The organism is Pseudoalteromonas sp. C8 (genome assembly GCF_011378685.1).
Taxonomy (GTDB): domain Bacteria; phylum Pseudomonadota; class Gammaproteobacteria; order Enterobacterales; family Alteromonadaceae; genus Pseudoalteromonas; species Pseudoalteromonas arctica.
On the sequence record NZ_WTKT01000021.1, the window covers coordinates 36,369 to 53,151 of the forward strand.

Here is a 16,783-nt window from a genome sequence, read left to right on the forward strand (position 1 = left end):
ATGAGCAAACTCAAAGGACGCACACTTCGGGCTGATGAAGCAGATGAATTATTAAAAAACTGGGCTATTCCAGATGTAGCACCAGATGAGAGCAGCTTTGGTAATCGCTCTACGGCTTACGGCACACCGCTTAGTGAGTTGTACAAAAAAGAATTAGCCGAAGAAATGCCTATTGATGAGCCACAAGAACCAGAACTCCCTGCGCTTACCATGGTTGAGCTTGAACGCATTAGACAAGACGCGTACGAAGAAGGCCTTAAACAAGGTCATGAGCAAGGCTACATAGACGGCTTTGAAAAAGGTGTTGGAGAAGGTAAAGAAGCAGGTTACAAAGAAGGCTTAGATCAAGGTAAAACACAAGGCCTTGAAGATGTAAAACCATTAATTGAAGAGCAGTTAACAAGTTTAAAAGCCATTTTAGAGGGGCTAACTGCACCGCTAGATAAAGTGGACGAACAAGCCGAGAAGCAATTAGTACAACTAGCTAGCATGTTGGCGGAAGCTGTTATTTATCAAGAAGTAAAAACATCGCCTGATGTGATTTTACATACGTTAAAGCAAAGTATTGATTCACTTAATGCGGAGCAAGAAAAAGTACGAATCCATTTAAACCCCGAAGACTTAGAACTCATAAAAGAGAGCTACGGCGAACAAACCATTATTGATAATAACTGGCAATTAATGGCAGAGCCCACTCTTGAGCGCGGTGGCTGTGAAGTTAAAACAGCGCAATCGTCACTCGACATGACCCTTAAAACACGTGTCAAAGAAACGTTGGATAGTTTTTTGCATAATAGTGGTATCTAACTATTTTATTGGCGTGTTATGTCAACTCAACGTGCACCTTTAAGCGAACGCTTATCTCAATATCAACAACATATTAAAACCCCGGCGCCTGCTGTGGCAGGTATTTTAACGCGTGTTGTTGGCCTTACCCTTGAGGCTAGAGGCTTACGTGCACCCGTTGGTAGCCAATGTAAAATAGAAACTATGAACGGCTTTGTAGACGCTGAAATAGTCGGTTTTAACGATCAAACTTTGTACTTAATGCCTAACGACCACATCTCTGGTGTATTACCTGGTGCGCGTGTTATTCCTCAAGTAAATAATTTAGGTTTGCCTGTAGGGATGAGTTTATTAGGCCGCGTGGTGGATGGTTTAGGGCGACCGCTAGATGGCTTAGGTAAAATTAATGCTGAGCATCATTTAAAGTTTGCGCAAAATACTATAAACCCGCTTTCAAGAAGACCAATCACTAAGCCTATGGATGTAGGTGTGCGTGCTATTAACTCGGTTATCACAGTAGGGCAAGGCCAGCGTATGGGCTTATTTGCAGGCTCTGGTGTGGGTAAATCAGTACTTCTCGGTATGATGACCCGAGGTAGCGAAGCTGATGTAATTGTTGTTGGCTTAGTGGGGGAGCGTGGCCGCGAAGTAAAAGAATTTATTGAAGAAATACTCGGTGTAGAAGGGCGTAAACGTTCAGTTGTTGTCGCAGCGCCTGCTGATTCATCACCACTTATGCGTTTAAAAGGCTGTGAGAGCGCCGTAACTATTGCAGAGTATTTTAGAGATCAGGGTTTAAACGTATTATTGTTACTCGATTCGGTAACACGTTATGCAATGGCACAACGTGAAATTGCACTTGCTGTTGGCGAGCCGCCCGCTACAAAGGGTTATCCGCCTTCAGTGTTTGCTAAATTACCTGCGCTGGTGGAGCGTGCTGGTAATGGCGGTGAAGGGCAAGGTTCTATTACCGCCTTTTTTACGGTGTTGAGTGAAGGCGATGATATGCAAGATCCTATTGCTGATGCAGCGCGAGCTATATTAGATGGCCACATTGTACTATCGCGTGATTTAGCTGACAGTGGGCACTATCCCGCTATAGATATTGAAAAGTCGATTTCGCGTGTTATGCCTCAAGTTGTTTCTGAGCCGCATATGCAACAAGCCCGAGTGCTTAAACAAGTGTATTCAATGTATCAACAAAACAAAGACATGATTACTTTAGGCGCTTATCAAAAAGGGACCGATCAAATGCTCGACCAAGCTATAAATATGATGCCAAGAGTGAATGCATTTTTACAACAAGGTATGCGAGATGTCATTAGTTACGATGATGGTCTGCAAGGTCTTGCTCAGTTACTAGGACAAGCATAATGGCCAAAAACAAACTCGATTTATTGCTCAAAATTGAAAATGATAAAGAAGAAAATTTGCGCATGAGTTACTTACAAGCTAATCAAAACTTGCAATCGAATCAACAAAAGTTACAAGGTTTAAACAATTTTAGACTTGAATACTCTCAGCAGTTACACCTAAAAGGTAAGTCGGGTTTATCTAGTGCAGGGTTTGGTCAGTACCATGCTTTTATAGCTAAAATTGAAGAGGCAATTCGCCAACAAGCAAGTACCGTAAATACCGCTAAGCAAGTTGTTACTCAACGCAAAACTCTATGGCTTAAGCAGCAAATTAAAGCTAAAGCAGTTGCCAAATTAATCGAAAATCAAAAACTTAAAGCAAATGCGTTAATGGCAAAAAATGAGCAAAAAATGTTAGATGAATTTTCAGCTAATCAGTTTTTTCAACGTCGTAAAGCTTTGTAATTCAGGCACGTTAATTGCTTTGTTACTTAGTGGAATTCAACTTTTGGCGGTATGCGGTGGCATATTGCCGTAATGGTATTAGGTGATTTATGGCGATGAATAACATTTCGTTTTTAGTTTCTTCTGAAAAAGATTCACTATTAGCTTTTAAAGACAATAGCTTAGCTAATGGCGAAGGAAATTTAGGCGATGAATTTTTAAGTCAGCTAAACGAAGCGCATAACTCTATGGAGCCATTGCTTAAAGGCAATAAAAATCCCGATGCCGAAAATTCGATTGCCATACCTAAGCATAAACAGCCAGAAGAAAATGAAAATCTGAGCGTAAAGCTAGATGAAGTAACAACGGACGAAGTTACTTTTGTGTCTGTTGAGATGCTTGATCAAATTAATTCAGCACAAGCAATGAGCACTTCGGTCAATAAGCCGTTCGATGCAACTAACAGTTTAGAATCAGAAAATGCAGAGCTAGAAGCTACACAAGCAGAGAATACCAAAATAGAAAACACAGAAATAGAGAATACACAATTACAAAGCACACCAATAATTGCATCCACTAATACAAGTGATGAAGTATCGGCTGAAGAAGCGAATACAGCCAGTGTAGTGAAAAATCCAATTGCCACTAATGTAGACTCTAAAACGGCTAAATTAACTGATTCAAAAAGCGATAGCTTAAGCTCACTACCTTTAAATTCATTACCATTAAATGAAGGCAAGCATCGTAAAAGTGGTGTTGCTGAAGCTATTGAAGGGCCATTAAATTCTATAAATAAAAAGCCCGATGACAGCATTGGGCCCATAGTTGATGATGCTGAATTAGTTTCAATGGATTTAAAGGAGCAGTTAGCTCAAGGGAAACCCGTTGATAAAAACTTAAAAAATATAGTGTTGCCAACACCAGTACCTACGCCAGCAGCTGCATCTGTAGAGACACCTCCTTCAACTGAATCAGAAGCGATACAAGTAAGTTCACAGACATCTGAGATTGAAAAAGGCGCAGCAATAGATACGTTAATGGCTAAAGATGCAAGCTTAATTAAAGCTAATAATGTTATTGCTAGTTTAACGCCTGAGCAGCGCTCACAACTTAACGCGCAAGTTAAGGCATTAGAAAATACTGATTCAACCAGTAACGCAACTAGTAGCATTTCAAATCTTAAGCAAATGCTTGCGCAATTTATTACTGATAACGAAAAAACGCAGAGCACGGTAACAAAACAACCTTTTAGCGCAGAAATCAATTCACTTAATACAACTGAAAAACAAAGCTTATTAACGCAATTAAACGCTTATATTAAAACAGAGCAACCTAGAGGCGAGCAATTGGCAGTGCTTCAGCAAACTGTTAATGAATTAAAAGCCTCAATTGAAATAGGGCTTGTCGATACCGCTAAGACCGACTCAAAAACGTTTGTAGCGTCAGAGACTCCTAATACAGTATATAATCCACAAAAGTTAAGCTTAAAGACATCGACAAACGAAGGGGCTGATTTAAATAAAGTCGTAACAACCTCAACTAAGGGTGATGATTTATTAAAATCACTTGAAGAATTACAAAAAGATGGCCTTAAAAAAATAACTGCAGAACAAACCCCTGTACGCGTAGCACAAGTATTTACGCAAATTACAGCTGCTTTAAATACTCACCAAGTGAGCACATTAAGCCAATACGACTCATTAAATTACGAGCAGAACTTACTTGATACCCAAATAATACAAACTCAACAATCACAAAGTACATCGCAAGTTAAGCAAGTAAGTATTGATCCTGGTGTAATGCAGGCAATTAATATTGTTAAAAGTGATGCAGCTAAATTACTGCAAGAGCGCGTTAGCTCAATGCTGAGCATTAATAACAAAGAAGCAGAAATTCGCCTAGATCCTCCCGAAATGGGCAGTATGCAAATACGTATTCGTAGCGATGCAGAACAAGCACATATAAACTTTGTAGTACAAAACCAGCAAGCCAAAGAAGCACTTGAACAATCAATGCCGCGCTTACGTGAAATGTTAGCGCAACAAGGGTTAGAGCTTGGTGAAAGTACTATTTCTTATGGGCAATCAGGTGGCGAAACTGCTGAGCAAAGTGAGAGTGGACCCCAAGGTAATATGGCTAATAATAAGTCAGTTAATGATGAAAACGACGAGCAAGCAAATAACACTGCACAAAGTTCTCGACAACAAACTTCATCATCAATAGATTACTATGCCTAAGTGCTGCTATTATAATAACTAAAACAAGCAAGTACCTTTGCGATTAAAGGAATCATGATGGCTGAAGAAACAAGTTTAGAAATTGAAGAAACCGGTAAAAGTAAAAAGAAACTAATAATAATCATAGTAGCTGTACTACTTATTGTAGTTGGTGCTGCGGGTTACTTTTTTATGTCGGGTTCGGATGCGTCAGTTGAAACCTTAGATGAAGAAGCGGGAATCTCTGCAGAACTGTCAACCGGATTTGGTGATTCAGCTGAGATAGGCAGTGCTTTATATGTGTCAATGCCACGCCCATTTGTATTTAACGTGCCTGGCTCAAGTCGCGACAGGATTGTGCAAATTAAAGTACAGTTACTGGTACGTGGCGAAGTAAATGAAGAAACAGCTAAAAAACACATTCCACTAATAGAAGGGACGCTACTAAGTGTGTTTTCTACTACAACTGCTGATGAGTTAAGTACGAGCTCTGGTAAAGAAACACTTCGTTTTTCTGCACTTGAAAAGGTACAAAAAGCCTTAATGGATGTTGAAGGCAGCAAAGTAATTGAGCGGGTATTGTTTACCGGCTTTGTGATGCAATAAGGGGTTAGCGTGAGCGATTTATTATCCCAAGACGAAATTGATGCGCTATTACATGGCGTTGATGACGTTGAAGAGGAAGATATACACGACGGTGAAGATGGCGGGGGAGGTACGCTTCAGTACGATTTTTCTTCGCAAGATCGGATCGTGCGTGGTCGTATGCCGACGCTGGAAATTGTTAATGAACGCTTTGCTCGTCATATGCGAATTAGCCTATTTAACATGATGCGCCGCACCGCAGAGGTGTCTATTAACGGCGTGCAAATGATTAAGTTTGGCGAGTATATTCATACTTTATTTGTTCCAACCAGCTTAAATATGGTGCGTTTTAGACCTTTAAAAGGCACTGGCCTGATTACCATGGAAGCACGACTTGTGTTTATTTTGGTAGATAACTTTTTTGGTGGTGACGGGCGTTATCATGCAAAAATAGAAGGCCGAGAATTTACCCCAACAGAGCGCCGAATTGTACAAATGCTCCTTAAAATAATCTTTGAAGATTATAAAGAAGCTTGGGCACCGGTTATGGATGTATCGTTTGAATATCTCGATTCTGAAGTAAACCCAGCTATGGCTAATATTGTAAGCCCAACTGAGGTTGTGGTTATTAGTTCTTTCCATATTGAGCTCGATGGCGGCGGTGGCGATTTTCATATTGCACTTCCGTATTCAATGCTTGAGCCAATTCGAGAGCTGTTAGATGCGGGTGTTCAGTCTGATACTGAAGATACTGATTTACGTTGGAGCAAAGCGCTTCGCGATGAAATAATGGATGTAGAGGTTGAAATATCAACTCAGTTACTTGAAGTTGATTTAACCTTAAAACAAATTATGGAACTCAAAGCCGGTGATATTATTCCGGTTGAAATGCCTGAGCATATAACCGTGTTTGTTGAAGAACTACCTACATTTAGAGCCAAAATGGGTCGCTCTCGCGATAATGTTGCGCTTCAAATTAGTGAAAAAATTAAACGACCTGATTCAGTTAAATCTGAGCTGCATGTATTTACCAAAGGCGGCAAGAAAATTGACTCAGATGCAGAATTAGCAGAACTAGAAGATGATTTACACCTCTCTGACGGTGTAGACTTAGACTGGTAATTGATTAAAAGGTTAAAAGTATGAGCGATGATCAAGACACAATGGATGAATGGGCAGCAGCATTAGCAGAAGCCGAAGCTCCAGATGATAGTAGCGAAGCACATGTTGCAGAGCTTGATGAGTTAAGTGATTCAAAACACGAAATGAGTGGCGATGAAAAACGAAAACTCGACACTATTTTAGATATCCCCGTTACTATTTCAATGGAAGTAGGACGCTCTAAAATTAATATTCGTAACTTATTGCAACTTAACCAAGGCTCTGTTGTTGAGCTTGACCGTGTTGCGGGCGAGCCGCTAGACGTGTTAGTTAATGGTACTTTGATAGCCCATGGTGAAGTAGTTGTAGTAAACGACAAGTTTGGTATTCGCTTAACTGACGTGATAAGCCAAGTAGAGCGGATCAAAAAACTACGATGAGCTTATTAGTTGCTTTAACGAGTTCCGTTTTTTCAAAAGCAGATGTGGCAACACCCACTGGAGATATACTCTCTATGGTGCTGTCGCTTGTAATGGTGCTAGTACTAATTATTGTGCTGGCATTTTTTGTTAAAAAGCTTAATCCAAATTTAGCAAACAGCGATGAATTTAAAGTAGTCAGAAGTCTACCTTTGGGTTCTCGCGAGCGTTTAATGGTTGTTGAGATAGATAATGCTCAGCATTTACTTGGTGTAACTCCCCACAGTATTAATTACTTACACAAGTTAGAAACCCCATTAAGTGAAAAAGAACTACCTGAACTCGCTAAACGATTTGGTAAACTTTTAAACCCGCAATCAAACCAAAATAAAAAGAATTAAACCTATGACAAAGTGGCTGCTTATTATTTTTGCCATGGTGTTTGTACCAAGTGTAAGCGCAGAAGGAATTGATGCGCTTACTATTACAACAAACGCTGATGGCACACAGGATTACTCAGTAACGTTACAAGTTTTAGCAATTATGACGGCGCTGAGTTTTATACCGGCTGCCATAATTATGATGACCTCCTTTACACGAATAATTGTTGTACTCGCCATTTTGCGCCAAGCAATTGGTTTACAGCAAACACCGTCAAACCAAGTGTTATTAGGGATGTCGCTTTTTCTAAGTATTTTTATAATGTCGCCTATTTATCAGCAGGTAAACGAGCGAGCTATAGAACCTTACTTAAATGAGCAGGTTACTTCAGTACAAGCTTTAGAGCTGGCTAAAGAGCCAATGAAAGCCTTTATGCTTTCGCAAGTGCGTTTAAAAGATTTAGAAACGTTTGCTAAAATTGCCGGTTACGATCAGCTAGGTTCGCCACAAGATACACCGTTAATAGTTCTTATACCCGCCTTTGTAACCAGTGAACTGCAAACCGCATTTATAATAGGGTTTATGTTTTTTATCCCATTTTTAATTGTTGATTTAGTGGTCGCCTCAGTATTAATGGCGATGGGTATGATGATGCTTTCACCCATGATTGTGTCCTTACCGTTTAAAATTATGTTATTTGTACTTGTAGACGGTTGGAGCTTAGTGATGGGGACTCTAGCCAAAAGCTTTGGTTTAGGGACTTAGTATGCAAAGCATTAACATGACCCAACAATAGGAGTACAACATGGAACCGGAAATTTTTGTTGATATCCTAAGTGACGCTCTTTTTTTAGTTATTAAGCTGGTGTCTGCAATTGTAGTCCCAGGCTTAATTATTGGTTTAGTGGTTGCTGTGTTTCAGGCCGCAACGTCTATCAATGAACAAACATTGAGCTTTTTACCTCGTTTATTAATTACCATTAGTGCGCTTATTGTGGGTGGGCATTGGCTTACTCAAGAGCTAATGGACTTTTTTACTCGCCTAGTATTACTTATTCCTGAAATTGCAGGTTAAACGTGGAATACCCATTTGCTGTCGTTATTCAATGGTTGAGCGATTTTTTGTTGCCCCTGGTACGCATTAGCTCAATGATTATGATTATGGCGGGCTTAGGGGCTAAAAATGTTCCTACGCGTATAAAAATGGGTTTATCAGTTGTTGTAACTTTTGTTGTTGTCCCCGTCTTACCGCCAGCTTCATTCACTAATCTATTTTCGTTTGAGATGATTTTAGTGGTTATTCAACAAATGTTGATTGGTGTTGCGATTGGTTTTGCATCTATACTTTTACTAAATACTTTTGTGTTAGCAGGGCAAATACTTGCGATGCAAACGGGTTTAGGTTTCGCTTCTGTTATTGACCCTTCTAATGGTGCGAGTGTGCCTGCTGTGGGTCAGTTTTTCCTTATTTTGGCCACCCTGTTATTTTTTGCTTTTAACGGTCATTTAATGATGATTCAAATGGTGGTGCATAGTTTTCAAGTGCTACCCATTGATGGCTCATGGTGGTCTGTAGATCATTACTGGGACATAGTGACCTGGGGCGGCTGGATGTTTACTACAGCACTAGTACTCTCGCTTGCACCGCTTACGGCTATGCTCGTTATTAATATGTCGTTTGGTATTATGACGCGCGCAGCACCGCAATTAAATATTTTCTCTATTGGTTTTCCGTTTACCTTGGTAGCGGGACTTATTATTATTTGGGCGACACTAGGTAACTTTGTTACTCAGTTTGAGTTTCAATGGTTAAAAATGGTTGAGCTAATGTGTACTTTAGTTGGTTGCTCACCTTAGGAGAAAGTCATGTCTGAAGACTCAGGACAAGAAAAAACAGAAGAACCCACATCCAAAAAGCTTGAAGAATCTAAAAAGAAAGGCCAAATAGCACGCTCAAAAGAGCTAGGTACCATGTTTGTACTTATTTTTTCGGCTATATCGCTTTTGATGTATGGTCCTGAAATTGGCAAAGGTTTATACAATGTAATGGGCCGAACCCTTAGCTTAAACCGTAACGAAGCCTTTGATACCACTAAAATGTTTGCTGTATGGGGAGAGGTTGCAGATGCTTTAATGTTTCCTATGGCTATGTTTGTATTAATTATAGTTTTGGCTGCATTTATTGGGAATACGTTACTAGGTGGTTTTAATTTTAGCTGGGAAGCCGCTGCACCTAAAGCAAGTAAAATGTCGCCAATGAAAGGCTTTAAACGTATGTTTGGCCCGCAAGCGGCTATTGAGCTTGTAAAGTCACTTTTAAAATTTGGTTTGGTTGCAAGTTTTGCTGTGTTTTTAATTAATACTTATTTTGATGAAATACTGCATTTAAGTTTAGAAAGTGCACCAGGTAATATTATTCATGCCTTAGAGATTTTGGGCTGGATGTTTTTAGGCCTTTCATGCACTTTAATTATTATTGCCGCCATCGATGCGCCATTTCAGAGTTATAACCATAACAAACAACTTAAAATGACCATGCAAGAAATTAAAGATGAGTATAAAAATTCTGAAGGTGACCCACAAATAAAAGCGCGTATTAGGCAAACACAAAGGCAAATGTCGCAAAACCGCATGATGCAAGATGTCCCTGACGCTGACGTTATTGTTACCAACCCAACTCACTACTCTGTAGCATTAAAATACGATACAGAGCGCGCAGGTGCGCCTATAGTACTTGCTAAAGGTATTGATGAAATGGCGATGCAAATTAGAAAAGTAGCAATAGGGAACGAAGTACCTATTTTAGAATCCCCCATGTTGACCCGAGCGCTTTACCATACGGCTGAAGTAGGAGAGCAAATACCTGATCAGCTATTTACTGCTGTAGCGCAAGTTTTAGCGTATGTATTTCAGCTTAAGCGCTTTAATAAAGGGCGCGGTAAACGTCCAACTAAGCTCAATAACAAGCTCCCAATCCCCGACGACTATAAGTATTAAACTGCTAACTTAGTAACTTGGAATAGTTATTGCTAATTCTACGTAGTGTCAATTTTTTGAAATTGTAGAATTATGAGTTTTAAAGCGGTATTACAACAACTTAACAGAGACAAAAAAGACTATGCCAAAGGGGTAGGTACTCCTTTACTTGTGCTTGCTGCCTTGGGAATGGTGATTTTACCGTTACCGCCATTTTTACTCGATATCCTTTTTTCGTTTAATATTGCCCTCGCATTAGTGGTTTTACTCGTGACCGTTTACACGATGAAGCCGGTTGAGTTTGGTATATTCCCCTCTGTATTACTAATCGCTACGATTATGCGTTTAGCGCTTAACGTTGCCAGCACTCGAGTTGTATTACTTGAAGGTCATAATGGTGGTGATTCTGCCGGTAAAGTAATTGAAGCGTTTGGCTCAGTTGTTATTGGTGGTAACTACGCAGTTGGTTTGGTCGTATTTTTAATCCTTATTATTATTAACTTTGTGGTAATTACCAAAGGTGCTGGGCGTATTTCTGAGGTATCTGCACGTTTCACCCTTGATGCAATGCCGGGTAAACAAATGGCAATCGACGCCGATTTAAACGCTGGTTTTATCAGTGCTGAGCAAGCGCGTGACCGCCGCGAGGAAGTAACTCGCGAAGCCGATTTTTACGGCTCAATGGATGGTGCGAGTAAATTTGTAAAAGGCGATGCCATTGCAGGTATTGTTATATTAATCATCAATATTGTTGGTGGTTTATTTGTCGGTATGATTCAACATAATTTGAGTTTTGGCAACGCAATGGAAGTATATACATTACTTACCATTGGTGATGGCTTAGTTGCTCAACTCCCTTCTTTACTGCTTTCAATTGGTACCGCGATTGTTGTAACACGTCAAAATGAGTCGCTCAATATGGGGGACCAATTTAAGAAACAACTAGGTAACGAAAAATCACTCTTTATTGCTTCAGGTATTTTGATCATCATGGGTTTAGTGCCTGGTATGCCGCATTTTGCCTTTTTAAGTTTAGGTGCGTTACTGGGTTATTTAGCTTACTACACACAGCAAACTAAGTTAAAAGCCGCTGCAGCAGAGGCCGAAGAAGCTGCCAGTGGCGGAAGCGCTGCAACAGGTGTTGCCAATAAACAAGAGCAAAAAGAACTTGGTTGGGATGATGTTCAACAGGTTGACGTAATTGGCCTAGAAGTAGGTTATAGATTAATTCCGTTAGTGGACCAATCTCAAGGTGGTGAGTTACTTAATCGTATTAAAGGTGTACGTAAAAAGCTTTCTCAAGAACTTGGCTTTTTAGTACCACCTGTTCATATTCGCGATAATTTAGAGCTTGATCCAAATGCTTATAGAATAACGCTAATGGGTGTTTCAACAGGTGAAAGCGAACTTAAACATGGCGACGAGCTAGCAATTAACCCAGGGCAAGTATTTGGCCCAATTAAAGGGGTTGAAACTAAAGATCCTGCGTTTGGCCTTGATGCAGTATGGATCAAGCCTGATCAAAAAGATGAAGCTCAATCACTAGGTTATACCGTTGTAGATTCAGCAACTGTAGTTGCCACTCATATTAGCCAGTTATTAACTAACAGTGCGGCGTTGTTACTAGGGCATGAAGAAGTTCAAAACCTGCTTGATATGCTTGCTAAAAGCCATCCTCGCTTAGTAGAAGGACTAGTACCTGATGTGCTGCCATTAACTGCAATTGTAAAAGTACTGCAAAATTTATTGAATGAAGGTGTAGCTATTCGCGATATGCGCTCAATTGTTCAAACCCTTGTTGAGTATGGTCCGCGTAGCCAAGACCCTGATGTATTAACGGCTGCAGTGCGTATTTCTCTGCGTAGGTTAATTGTTCAAGATGCGGTGGGCATGTCATCAGAAATCCCTGTCATAACCTTGGCACCTGAGTTGGAACAGATGTTGCATCAGTCATTACAAAATGCAGGCGATGAAGGTGCCGGTATTGAGCCTGGACTTGCAGAGCGACTTCAAGTGTCATTGACACAAGCGCATCAAAATCAAGAAATGGCCGGTGAACCTTCTATATTGCTAACGTCAGGAATGTTACGCACTGTGTTATCTCGTTTTGTTAAGTACACCATTCCAGGATTGAGAGTGATGTCTTATCAAGAGGTACCAGACGAAAGACAGATCAAGATTGTTAGCTCTGTAGGCCAACAATAAGATTTTAACAGGGGTTGAATCATGAAAATTAAACGTTTTTTTGCTAAAGATATGCGCACAGCACTTAAAGAAGTTAAAGATGAGTTAGGTGTTGATGCGGTTATTATGTCAAATAAGAAGCTGGCTAACGGTGTAGAAATTGTAGCGGCAGTTGATTATGACAAAGCAGCCCCTAAAGTAGCAGCGCAACCACAACGTACTGCAGAGCCGCGTGCTCAAGCACCACAGCAAAGTATGCATAATTTTGTAAAACCAGAGCCTCAGCGTGCCAAACCAGAGCCGCAGGCAAAAGTGGCTGACAGCCTACAAGCTTTATTAGAGCGCCAATCACCGCGTCCTCGCTCCCCTGAACTTGCATCAATGTTTTCACAATCAGGTATTGATACTACAGATAACTATCAAGAACCAGTTATGGAACAGCGTACTAAAAATATGTTTGCTCCTGAAAATGCAGCGCCAGTTCGTCCACAAACTCAAGCGGATAGCTTAGGTTTTGATGATTTAGACAGCGACTTTGATGATTTAGATAGTCCAGTAACTGCTCGCCAACAAACACCCAATAATGAAAGCGAAGAAATGACAACAATGCGTGAAGAAATGAACGCAATTCGTCAATTGCTTGAGCATCAAGTATCGGGCTTAATGCAGCAAGATATGGCGCGTCGCGATCCAACACGCGCTTGCATGGTTGACCGCTTAGTCGGTATGGGTATTGATAAAGAAGTAGCGCAACAAATGGCATGTTTTGTACCTGATGATGTATCTCGTAAGCAAGGCTGGAAAGCGTTGTTAACGATGGTCGAAGATCAAATGCAAACAACCAATAATGAAATACTTCGCCAAGGTGGTGTATATGCGTTAGTGGGTCCAACAGGTGTTGGTAAAACAACAACAGTTGCTAAGCTTGCAGCTTTAGGCGCACAAAAATATGGCGCTGATAAAGTGGCCTTAATAACCACTGATACATACAGAATTGGTGCTTATGAACAGCTTGCTACTTACGGCCGTATTATTGGTTGTGGTGTAAAGCAAGTTAAAGATGCTAATGAATTAGCTGAAGTTTTATATCATTTACGAAATAAACGTCTAGTATTAATTGATACAGCAGGTATGAGTCAGCGAGATTTACGTTTAACTGAGCAGTTAAACACGTTAATGCGTAACCAACGTGTGGATATTCGCAGCTACTTAGTACTAAGCGCGACGGCACAAATTAATGTATTACAAGAAACAGTACGTCACTTTAAAAAAGTACAGTTAAGTGGTTGTATTTTCACTAAGTTAGATGAATCATTAAGTTTAGGTGAGATAATTAGTATTGCGATTCAAAATCGCCTTCCAATAGGGTATCTTACTAACGGTCAACGAGTGCCAGAAGATATTCGTGTTGCAAATGCTGAAAAACTAGTGAAAAAGGCTGAGCAGTTATATTTAAAAAGAACAAAAGCACAACATTCAAGGCACCAAGCAGTGGCGCCAAGTACAGTAGGGATGTATGATTAACACAGTATTAGATCAAGCAAGCGGCCTGCGCAAAATGAGTCAAAACAATAACAACGGCGTAAAAGTTATCGCTGTAACCGGTGGTAAAGGTGGGGTGGGGAAAACAAATGTTTCTCTAAATACCGCTATTGCACTAGGGCAACAAGGTAATAGAGTATTAGTGCTGGATGCTGACTTAGGTTTAGCAAACTGTGATGTGATGCTTGGTTTACGTGTAGAGCGCAATTTATCACACGTTTTGTCAGGTGAATGTGAGCTTGACGAGATTTTAGTTGAAGGCCCTGCTGGTATTAAAATTGTACCCGCTACATCGGGCTCGCAAAGTATGGTTGAATTATCGCCATCTGAGCATGCCGGGCTAATTCGTGCATTTAGCGAATTGAATACCGAATTTGATATTTTAATTGTAGATACAGCCGCTGGTATTTCAGACATGGTGCTAAGCTTCTCACGAGCAGCACAAGATGTAATGGTTGTAGTGTGCGATGAACCAACATCAATAACCGATGCTTACGCACTTATTAAAGTATTAAGCCGCGAGCACGGTGTTTATAAGTTCAAAATTGTTGCCAATATGGTCCGCAGTATGCGTGAAGGCACTGAATTGTTTGCAAAACTATCTAAAGTTACCGATCGCTTTTTAGATGTTTCAATGGAGCTAGTAGCAACGGTTCCTTATGACGAAAATATGCGCAAAGCAACACGTCGCCAAAAGGTGATTGTTGAGCTCTTTCCAAGTTCGCCAGCCGCTCTCGCGTTTAAAGCGCTGGCGACAAAAGCAGTTAAATGGCCAATACCAAATCAACCATCTGGGCATTTAGAGTTTTTCATTGAGAAACTAGTAAACGGCTAATTATGACAACATTGGTGAATAGAGCTATGGGATATCAATCAACACAAAACTTAAATGTGATTGTTGAGAAACATGCATCACTTGTTAAAAAAGTGGCATGTCATCTAATTGCTCGATTACCACCTAGCGTTCAGCTTGATGATTTAATTCAATCAGGAATGATAGGTTTAATAGAAGCTTCAAAAAACTTTGATGCAACAAAAGGCGCAAGCTTTGAAACCTTCGCCGGTATTCGTATTCGCGGGGCTATGCTTGATGAAATGCGTCGTGGTGATTGGGCTCCTCGTTCAGTACACCGTAAAAGCCGACAAGTTGCAGAAGCAATTACTGGGCTCGAAAGCAGTCTGAATCGCGAACCAACAGATACAGAAGTTGCTGAAAAACTTGAAATTTCACTCAATGAGTACCATCATATTTTAAATGATGTTAATACCAGTAAAGTATTAGGCATAGAAGACCTTGGTGTAGATGAGGATGTTATTACTCCCGTAGGCCAAGATTTAGCGCTAGACAAACCTTTTAATAATGTTAAAAATGATCGGTTTAATGAGTCTTTGCTAAATGCAATAAAGTCATTACCAGAGCGTGATGCAATGGTACTTTCTTTATACTATAACGATGAAATGAATTTAAAAGAAATAGGACATATACTCGATGTAAGCGAATCGCGTGTAAGTCAGATACATGGTCAGGCGATGATTAAGCTTAAAGCTAAAATCAATGACTGGATAAACTAGTAGTAAGTAAACTAAGGTTAATACCTCACTGGGGGATGTTTTGGATAAAAACATGAAAATTCTTGTAGTTGATGATTTTTCAACGATGAGACGAATTATAAAAAACCTATTACGTGACTTAGGTTTCACTAATGTTCAAGAAGCTGATGACGGGTCTACAGCTTTGCCTATGTTACAAAATCAAGTATTTGATTTTGTGGTTACAGATTGGAATATGCCGGGAATGCAAGGTATTGACCTTCTAAGAGCAATTCGTGCAGATGATAAGTTAAAACATATCCCTGTACTGATGGTAACGGCAGAAGCTAAAAAAGAACAAATAATAGCTGCAGCGCAAGCTGGCGTTAATGGTTATATTGTTAAGCCATTTACGGCTGGAACATTAAAAACTAAATTAGAAAAAGTATTTGAACGCTTAGGCTAATGATGGGGGAGAGGCTTATGTCAGCACCAGCTGCGCCTCAAATAACGTTAGAACAAGCTCGTCAACTCGTCATTTATTTAGAAAACGATGAGCAAGATAAAGCTAATCAGTTGATTTTAGAGACAGCTTCGCAAGAGCAGTCTAAATTATTTGCTGAAGTTGGGAAGTTGACTCGTCAACTGCACGAAGCACTTAAAAGCTTTGAGCTTGATACTCGCTTAACTAACATAACGACAGATGCGATTCCAGATGCTAAAAAGCGGCTTAATTATGTTATAGAAATGACAGAAAATGCGGCTAATAAAACAATGGATGCTGTTGAGGCTAGTTTACCTATAGCACAGCAACTTGCAGATGAAATATCTCATATCAAACCGACATGGGATCGTTTAATGAGTCGGGAGATTGAGCTTGGTGAGTTTAAACAACTTTGCCATAGTATCGATAAGTTTATGAATAACTCTCATCATAAAACGGATGAGCTTCAAAGCTTAATGACAAATGTACTAATGGCTCAAGACTATCAAGACTTAACAGGTCAAGTTATTCGCCGTGTTATAGAACTTGTTAGAGAAGTAGAAGAAAGCTTACTTCATCTTTTAACAGCGTTTGCTGAACAAGATGACAGTGACAACACAGCGAATAAAGTAGAACAACAAAAAATAAAAGAACCAGTTGCCACACAAACTTTAGCAGGTCCTGAAGGCCCTATTATTGATAAAGAATCGCGTAATGATGTTGTGTCTGATCAAGATGAAGTCGATGATCTTTTATCAAGTTTGGGCTTCTAAGAGGAGA

Annotated in this window: 18 protein-coding genes; all 18 read left to right on the plus strand. The window is 40.0% G+C overall.

The window, feature by feature from the left end; genetic code table 11:
- The 18 genes from fliH to GQR39_RS17330 all read left to right on the plus strand — a co-directional run bounded on the left by fliH (position 1) and on the right by GQR39_RS17330 (position 16,776).
- Positions 1-807 carry a flagellar assembly protein FliH gene (gene fliH / locus GQR39_RS17245; RefSeq protein ID WP_121953967.1) on the plus strand — a complete coding sequence of 269 codons (807 nt, stop codon included), beginning with the start codon at positions 1-3 and terminating at the stop codon, positions 805-807.
- An 18-nt stretch (positions 808-825) separates the two neighbouring features.
- A complete protein-coding gene (gene fliI, locus GQR39_RS17250; protein WP_002959338.1) occupies positions 826-2,160 on the plus strand; it encodes a flagellar protein export ATPase FliI in 1,335 nt (444 codons plus the stop codon).
- The gene (gene fliJ, locus GQR39_RS17255; RefSeq protein ID WP_024589948.1) at positions 2,160-2,606 is read left to right on the plus strand and encodes a flagellar export protein FliJ; all 447 of its coding nucleotides are present in this window, start codon (positions 2,160-2,162) and stop codon (positions 2,604-2,606) included. The genes fliI and fliJ overlap by 1 nt, the downstream gene beginning before the upstream one ends.
- 89 nt (positions 2,607-2,695) lie before the next feature.
- A complete protein-coding gene (locus GQR39_RS17260) occupies positions 2,696-4,822 on the plus strand; it encodes a flagellar hook-length control protein FliK (RefSeq protein ID WP_165736205.1) in 2,127 nt (708 codons plus the stop codon).
- A 57-nt stretch (positions 4,823-4,879) separates the two neighbouring features.
- Positions 4,880-5,407, plus strand: a complete 528-nt coding sequence (gene fliL, locus GQR39_RS17265; protein ID WP_165736206.1) for a flagellar basal body-associated protein FliL — start codon at positions 4,880-4,882, stop codon at positions 5,405-5,407.
- 9 nt (positions 5,408-5,416) lie between these two features.
- Entirely contained in the window at positions 5,417-6,508 is a 1,092-nt protein-coding gene (gene fliM / locus GQR39_RS17270; RefSeq protein WP_024592743.1) for a flagellar motor switch protein FliM, read from the plus strand.
- 20 nt (positions 6,509-6,528) lie between these two features.
- A complete protein-coding gene (fliN, locus tag GQR39_RS17275) occupies positions 6,529-6,927 on the plus strand; it encodes a flagellar motor switch protein FliN (RefSeq protein ID WP_007585803.1) in 399 nt (132 codons plus the stop codon).
- Positions 6,924-7,307, plus strand: a complete 384-nt coding sequence (gene fliO, locus GQR39_RS17280; RefSeq protein ID WP_007377952.1) for a flagellar biosynthetic protein FliO — start codon at positions 6,924-6,926, stop codon at positions 7,305-7,307. Before fliN ends, fliO begins: the two co-directional genes overlap by 4 nt.
- Before the next feature lie 4 nt (positions 7,308-7,311).
- The gene (gene fliP / locus GQR39_RS17285; protein ID WP_165736207.1) at positions 7,312-8,052 is read left to right on the plus strand and encodes a flagellar type III secretion system pore protein FliP; all 741 of its coding nucleotides are present in this window, start codon (positions 7,312-7,314) and stop codon (positions 8,050-8,052) included.
- A gap of 40 nt (positions 8,053-8,092) precedes the next feature.
- Positions 8,093-8,362, plus strand: a complete 270-nt coding sequence (gene fliQ, locus GQR39_RS17290) for a flagellar biosynthesis protein FliQ (protein WP_002959325.1) — start codon at positions 8,093-8,095, stop codon at positions 8,360-8,362.
- Positions 8,363-8,364: 2 nt separating this feature from the next.
- On the plus strand, positions 8,365-9,144 hold the full coding sequence (gene fliR / locus GQR39_RS17295; RefSeq protein WP_165736208.1) for a flagellar biosynthetic protein FliR: 780 nt from the start codon (positions 8,365-8,367) through the stop codon (positions 9,142-9,144).
- A 9-nt stretch (positions 9,145-9,153) separates the two neighbouring features.
- Positions 9,154-10,284 carry a flagellar biosynthesis protein FlhB gene (gene flhB / locus GQR39_RS17300; RefSeq protein WP_165736209.1) on the plus strand — a complete coding sequence of 377 codons (1,131 nt, stop codon included), beginning with the start codon at positions 9,154-9,156 and terminating at the stop codon, positions 10,282-10,284.
- Positions 10,285-10,356: 72 nt separating this feature from the next.
- Positions 10,357-12,468: a flagellar biosynthesis protein FlhA gene (gene flhA, locus GQR39_RS17305; RefSeq protein ID WP_165736210.1), complete on the plus strand. Its 2,112-nt coding sequence runs from the start codon at positions 10,357-10,359 to the stop codon at positions 12,466-12,468.
- Between the two features lie 21 nt (positions 12,469-12,489).
- Positions 12,490-13,971, plus strand: coding sequence for a flagellar biosynthesis protein FlhF (gene flhF / locus GQR39_RS17310; protein WP_007585808.1), 1,482 nt, complete (start codon positions 12,490-12,492; stop codon positions 13,969-13,971).
- Positions 13,964-14,824 carry a MinD/ParA family protein gene (locus GQR39_RS17315; protein ID WP_007585809.1) on the plus strand — a complete coding sequence of 287 codons (861 nt, stop codon included), beginning with the start codon at positions 13,964-13,966 and terminating at the stop codon, positions 14,822-14,824. The genes flhF and GQR39_RS17315 overlap by 8 nt, the downstream gene beginning before the upstream one ends.
- Before the next feature lie 26 nt (positions 14,825-14,850).
- A complete protein-coding gene (locus tag GQR39_RS17320) occupies positions 14,851-15,561 on the plus strand; it encodes an RNA polymerase sigma factor FliA (RefSeq protein ID WP_007585810.1) in 711 nt (236 codons plus the stop codon).
- A 40-nt stretch (positions 15,562-15,601) separates the two neighbouring features.
- The gene (cheY, locus tag GQR39_RS17325) at positions 15,602-15,985 is read left to right on the plus strand and encodes a chemotaxis response regulator CheY (protein ID WP_008132609.1); all 384 of its coding nucleotides are present in this window, start codon (positions 15,602-15,604) and stop codon (positions 15,983-15,985) included.
- Positions 15,986-16,002: 17 nt separating this feature from the next.
- Positions 16,003-16,776: a protein phosphatase CheZ gene (locus tag GQR39_RS17330; protein WP_007585814.1), complete on the plus strand. Its 774-nt coding sequence runs from the start codon at positions 16,003-16,005 to the stop codon at positions 16,774-16,776.
- Positions 16,777-16,783 lie beyond the last annotated feature (7 nt).

Coding starts and splice junctions, on each gene's coding strand:
- fliH (WP_121953967.1), top strand. CDS start 1: ATGAGCAAACTCAAAGGACGCACACTTCGGGCTGATGAAGCAGATGAA.
- fliI (WP_002959338.1), top strand. CDS start 826: ATGTCAACTCAACGTGCACCTTTAAGCGAACGCTTATCTCAATATCAA.
- fliJ (WP_024589948.1), top strand. CDS start 2,160: ATGGCCAAAAACAAACTCGATTTATTGCTCAAAATTGAAAATGATAAA.
- GQR39_RS17260 (WP_165736205.1), top strand. CDS start 2,696: ATGGCGATGAATAACATTTCGTTTTTAGTTTCTTCTGAAAAAGATTCA.
- fliL (WP_165736206.1), top strand. CDS start 4,880: ATGGCTGAAGAAACAAGTTTAGAAATTGAAGAAACCGGTAAAAGTAAA.
- fliN (WP_007585803.1), top strand. CDS start 6,529: ATGAGCGATGATCAAGACACAATGGATGAATGGGCAGCAGCATTAGCA.
- fliO (WP_007377952.1), top strand. CDS start 6,924: ATGAGCTTATTAGTTGCTTTAACGAGTTCCGTTTTTTCAAAAGCAGAT.
- fliP (WP_165736207.1), top strand. CDS start 7,312: ATGACAAAGTGGCTGCTTATTATTTTTGCCATGGTGTTTGTACCAAGT.
- fliQ (WP_002959325.1), top strand. CDS start 8,093: ATGGAACCGGAAATTTTTGTTGATATCCTAAGTGACGCTCTTTTTTTA.
- flhB (WP_165736209.1), top strand. CDS start 9,154: ATGTCTGAAGACTCAGGACAAGAAAAAACAGAAGAACCCACATCCAAA.
- flhA (WP_165736210.1), top strand. CDS start 10,357: ATGAGTTTTAAAGCGGTATTACAACAACTTAACAGAGACAAAAAAGAC.
- flhF (WP_007585808.1), top strand. CDS start 12,490: ATGAAAATTAAACGTTTTTTTGCTAAAGATATGCGCACAGCACTTAAA.
- GQR39_RS17315 (WP_007585809.1), top strand. CDS start 13,964: ATGATTAACACAGTATTAGATCAAGCAAGCGGCCTGCGCAAAATGAGT.
- GQR39_RS17320 (WP_007585810.1), top strand. CDS start 14,851: ATGGGATATCAATCAACACAAAACTTAAATGTGATTGTTGAGAAACAT.
- GQR39_RS17330 (WP_007585814.1), top strand. CDS start 16,003: ATGTCAGCACCAGCTGCGCCTCAAATAACGTTAGAACAAGCTCGTCAA.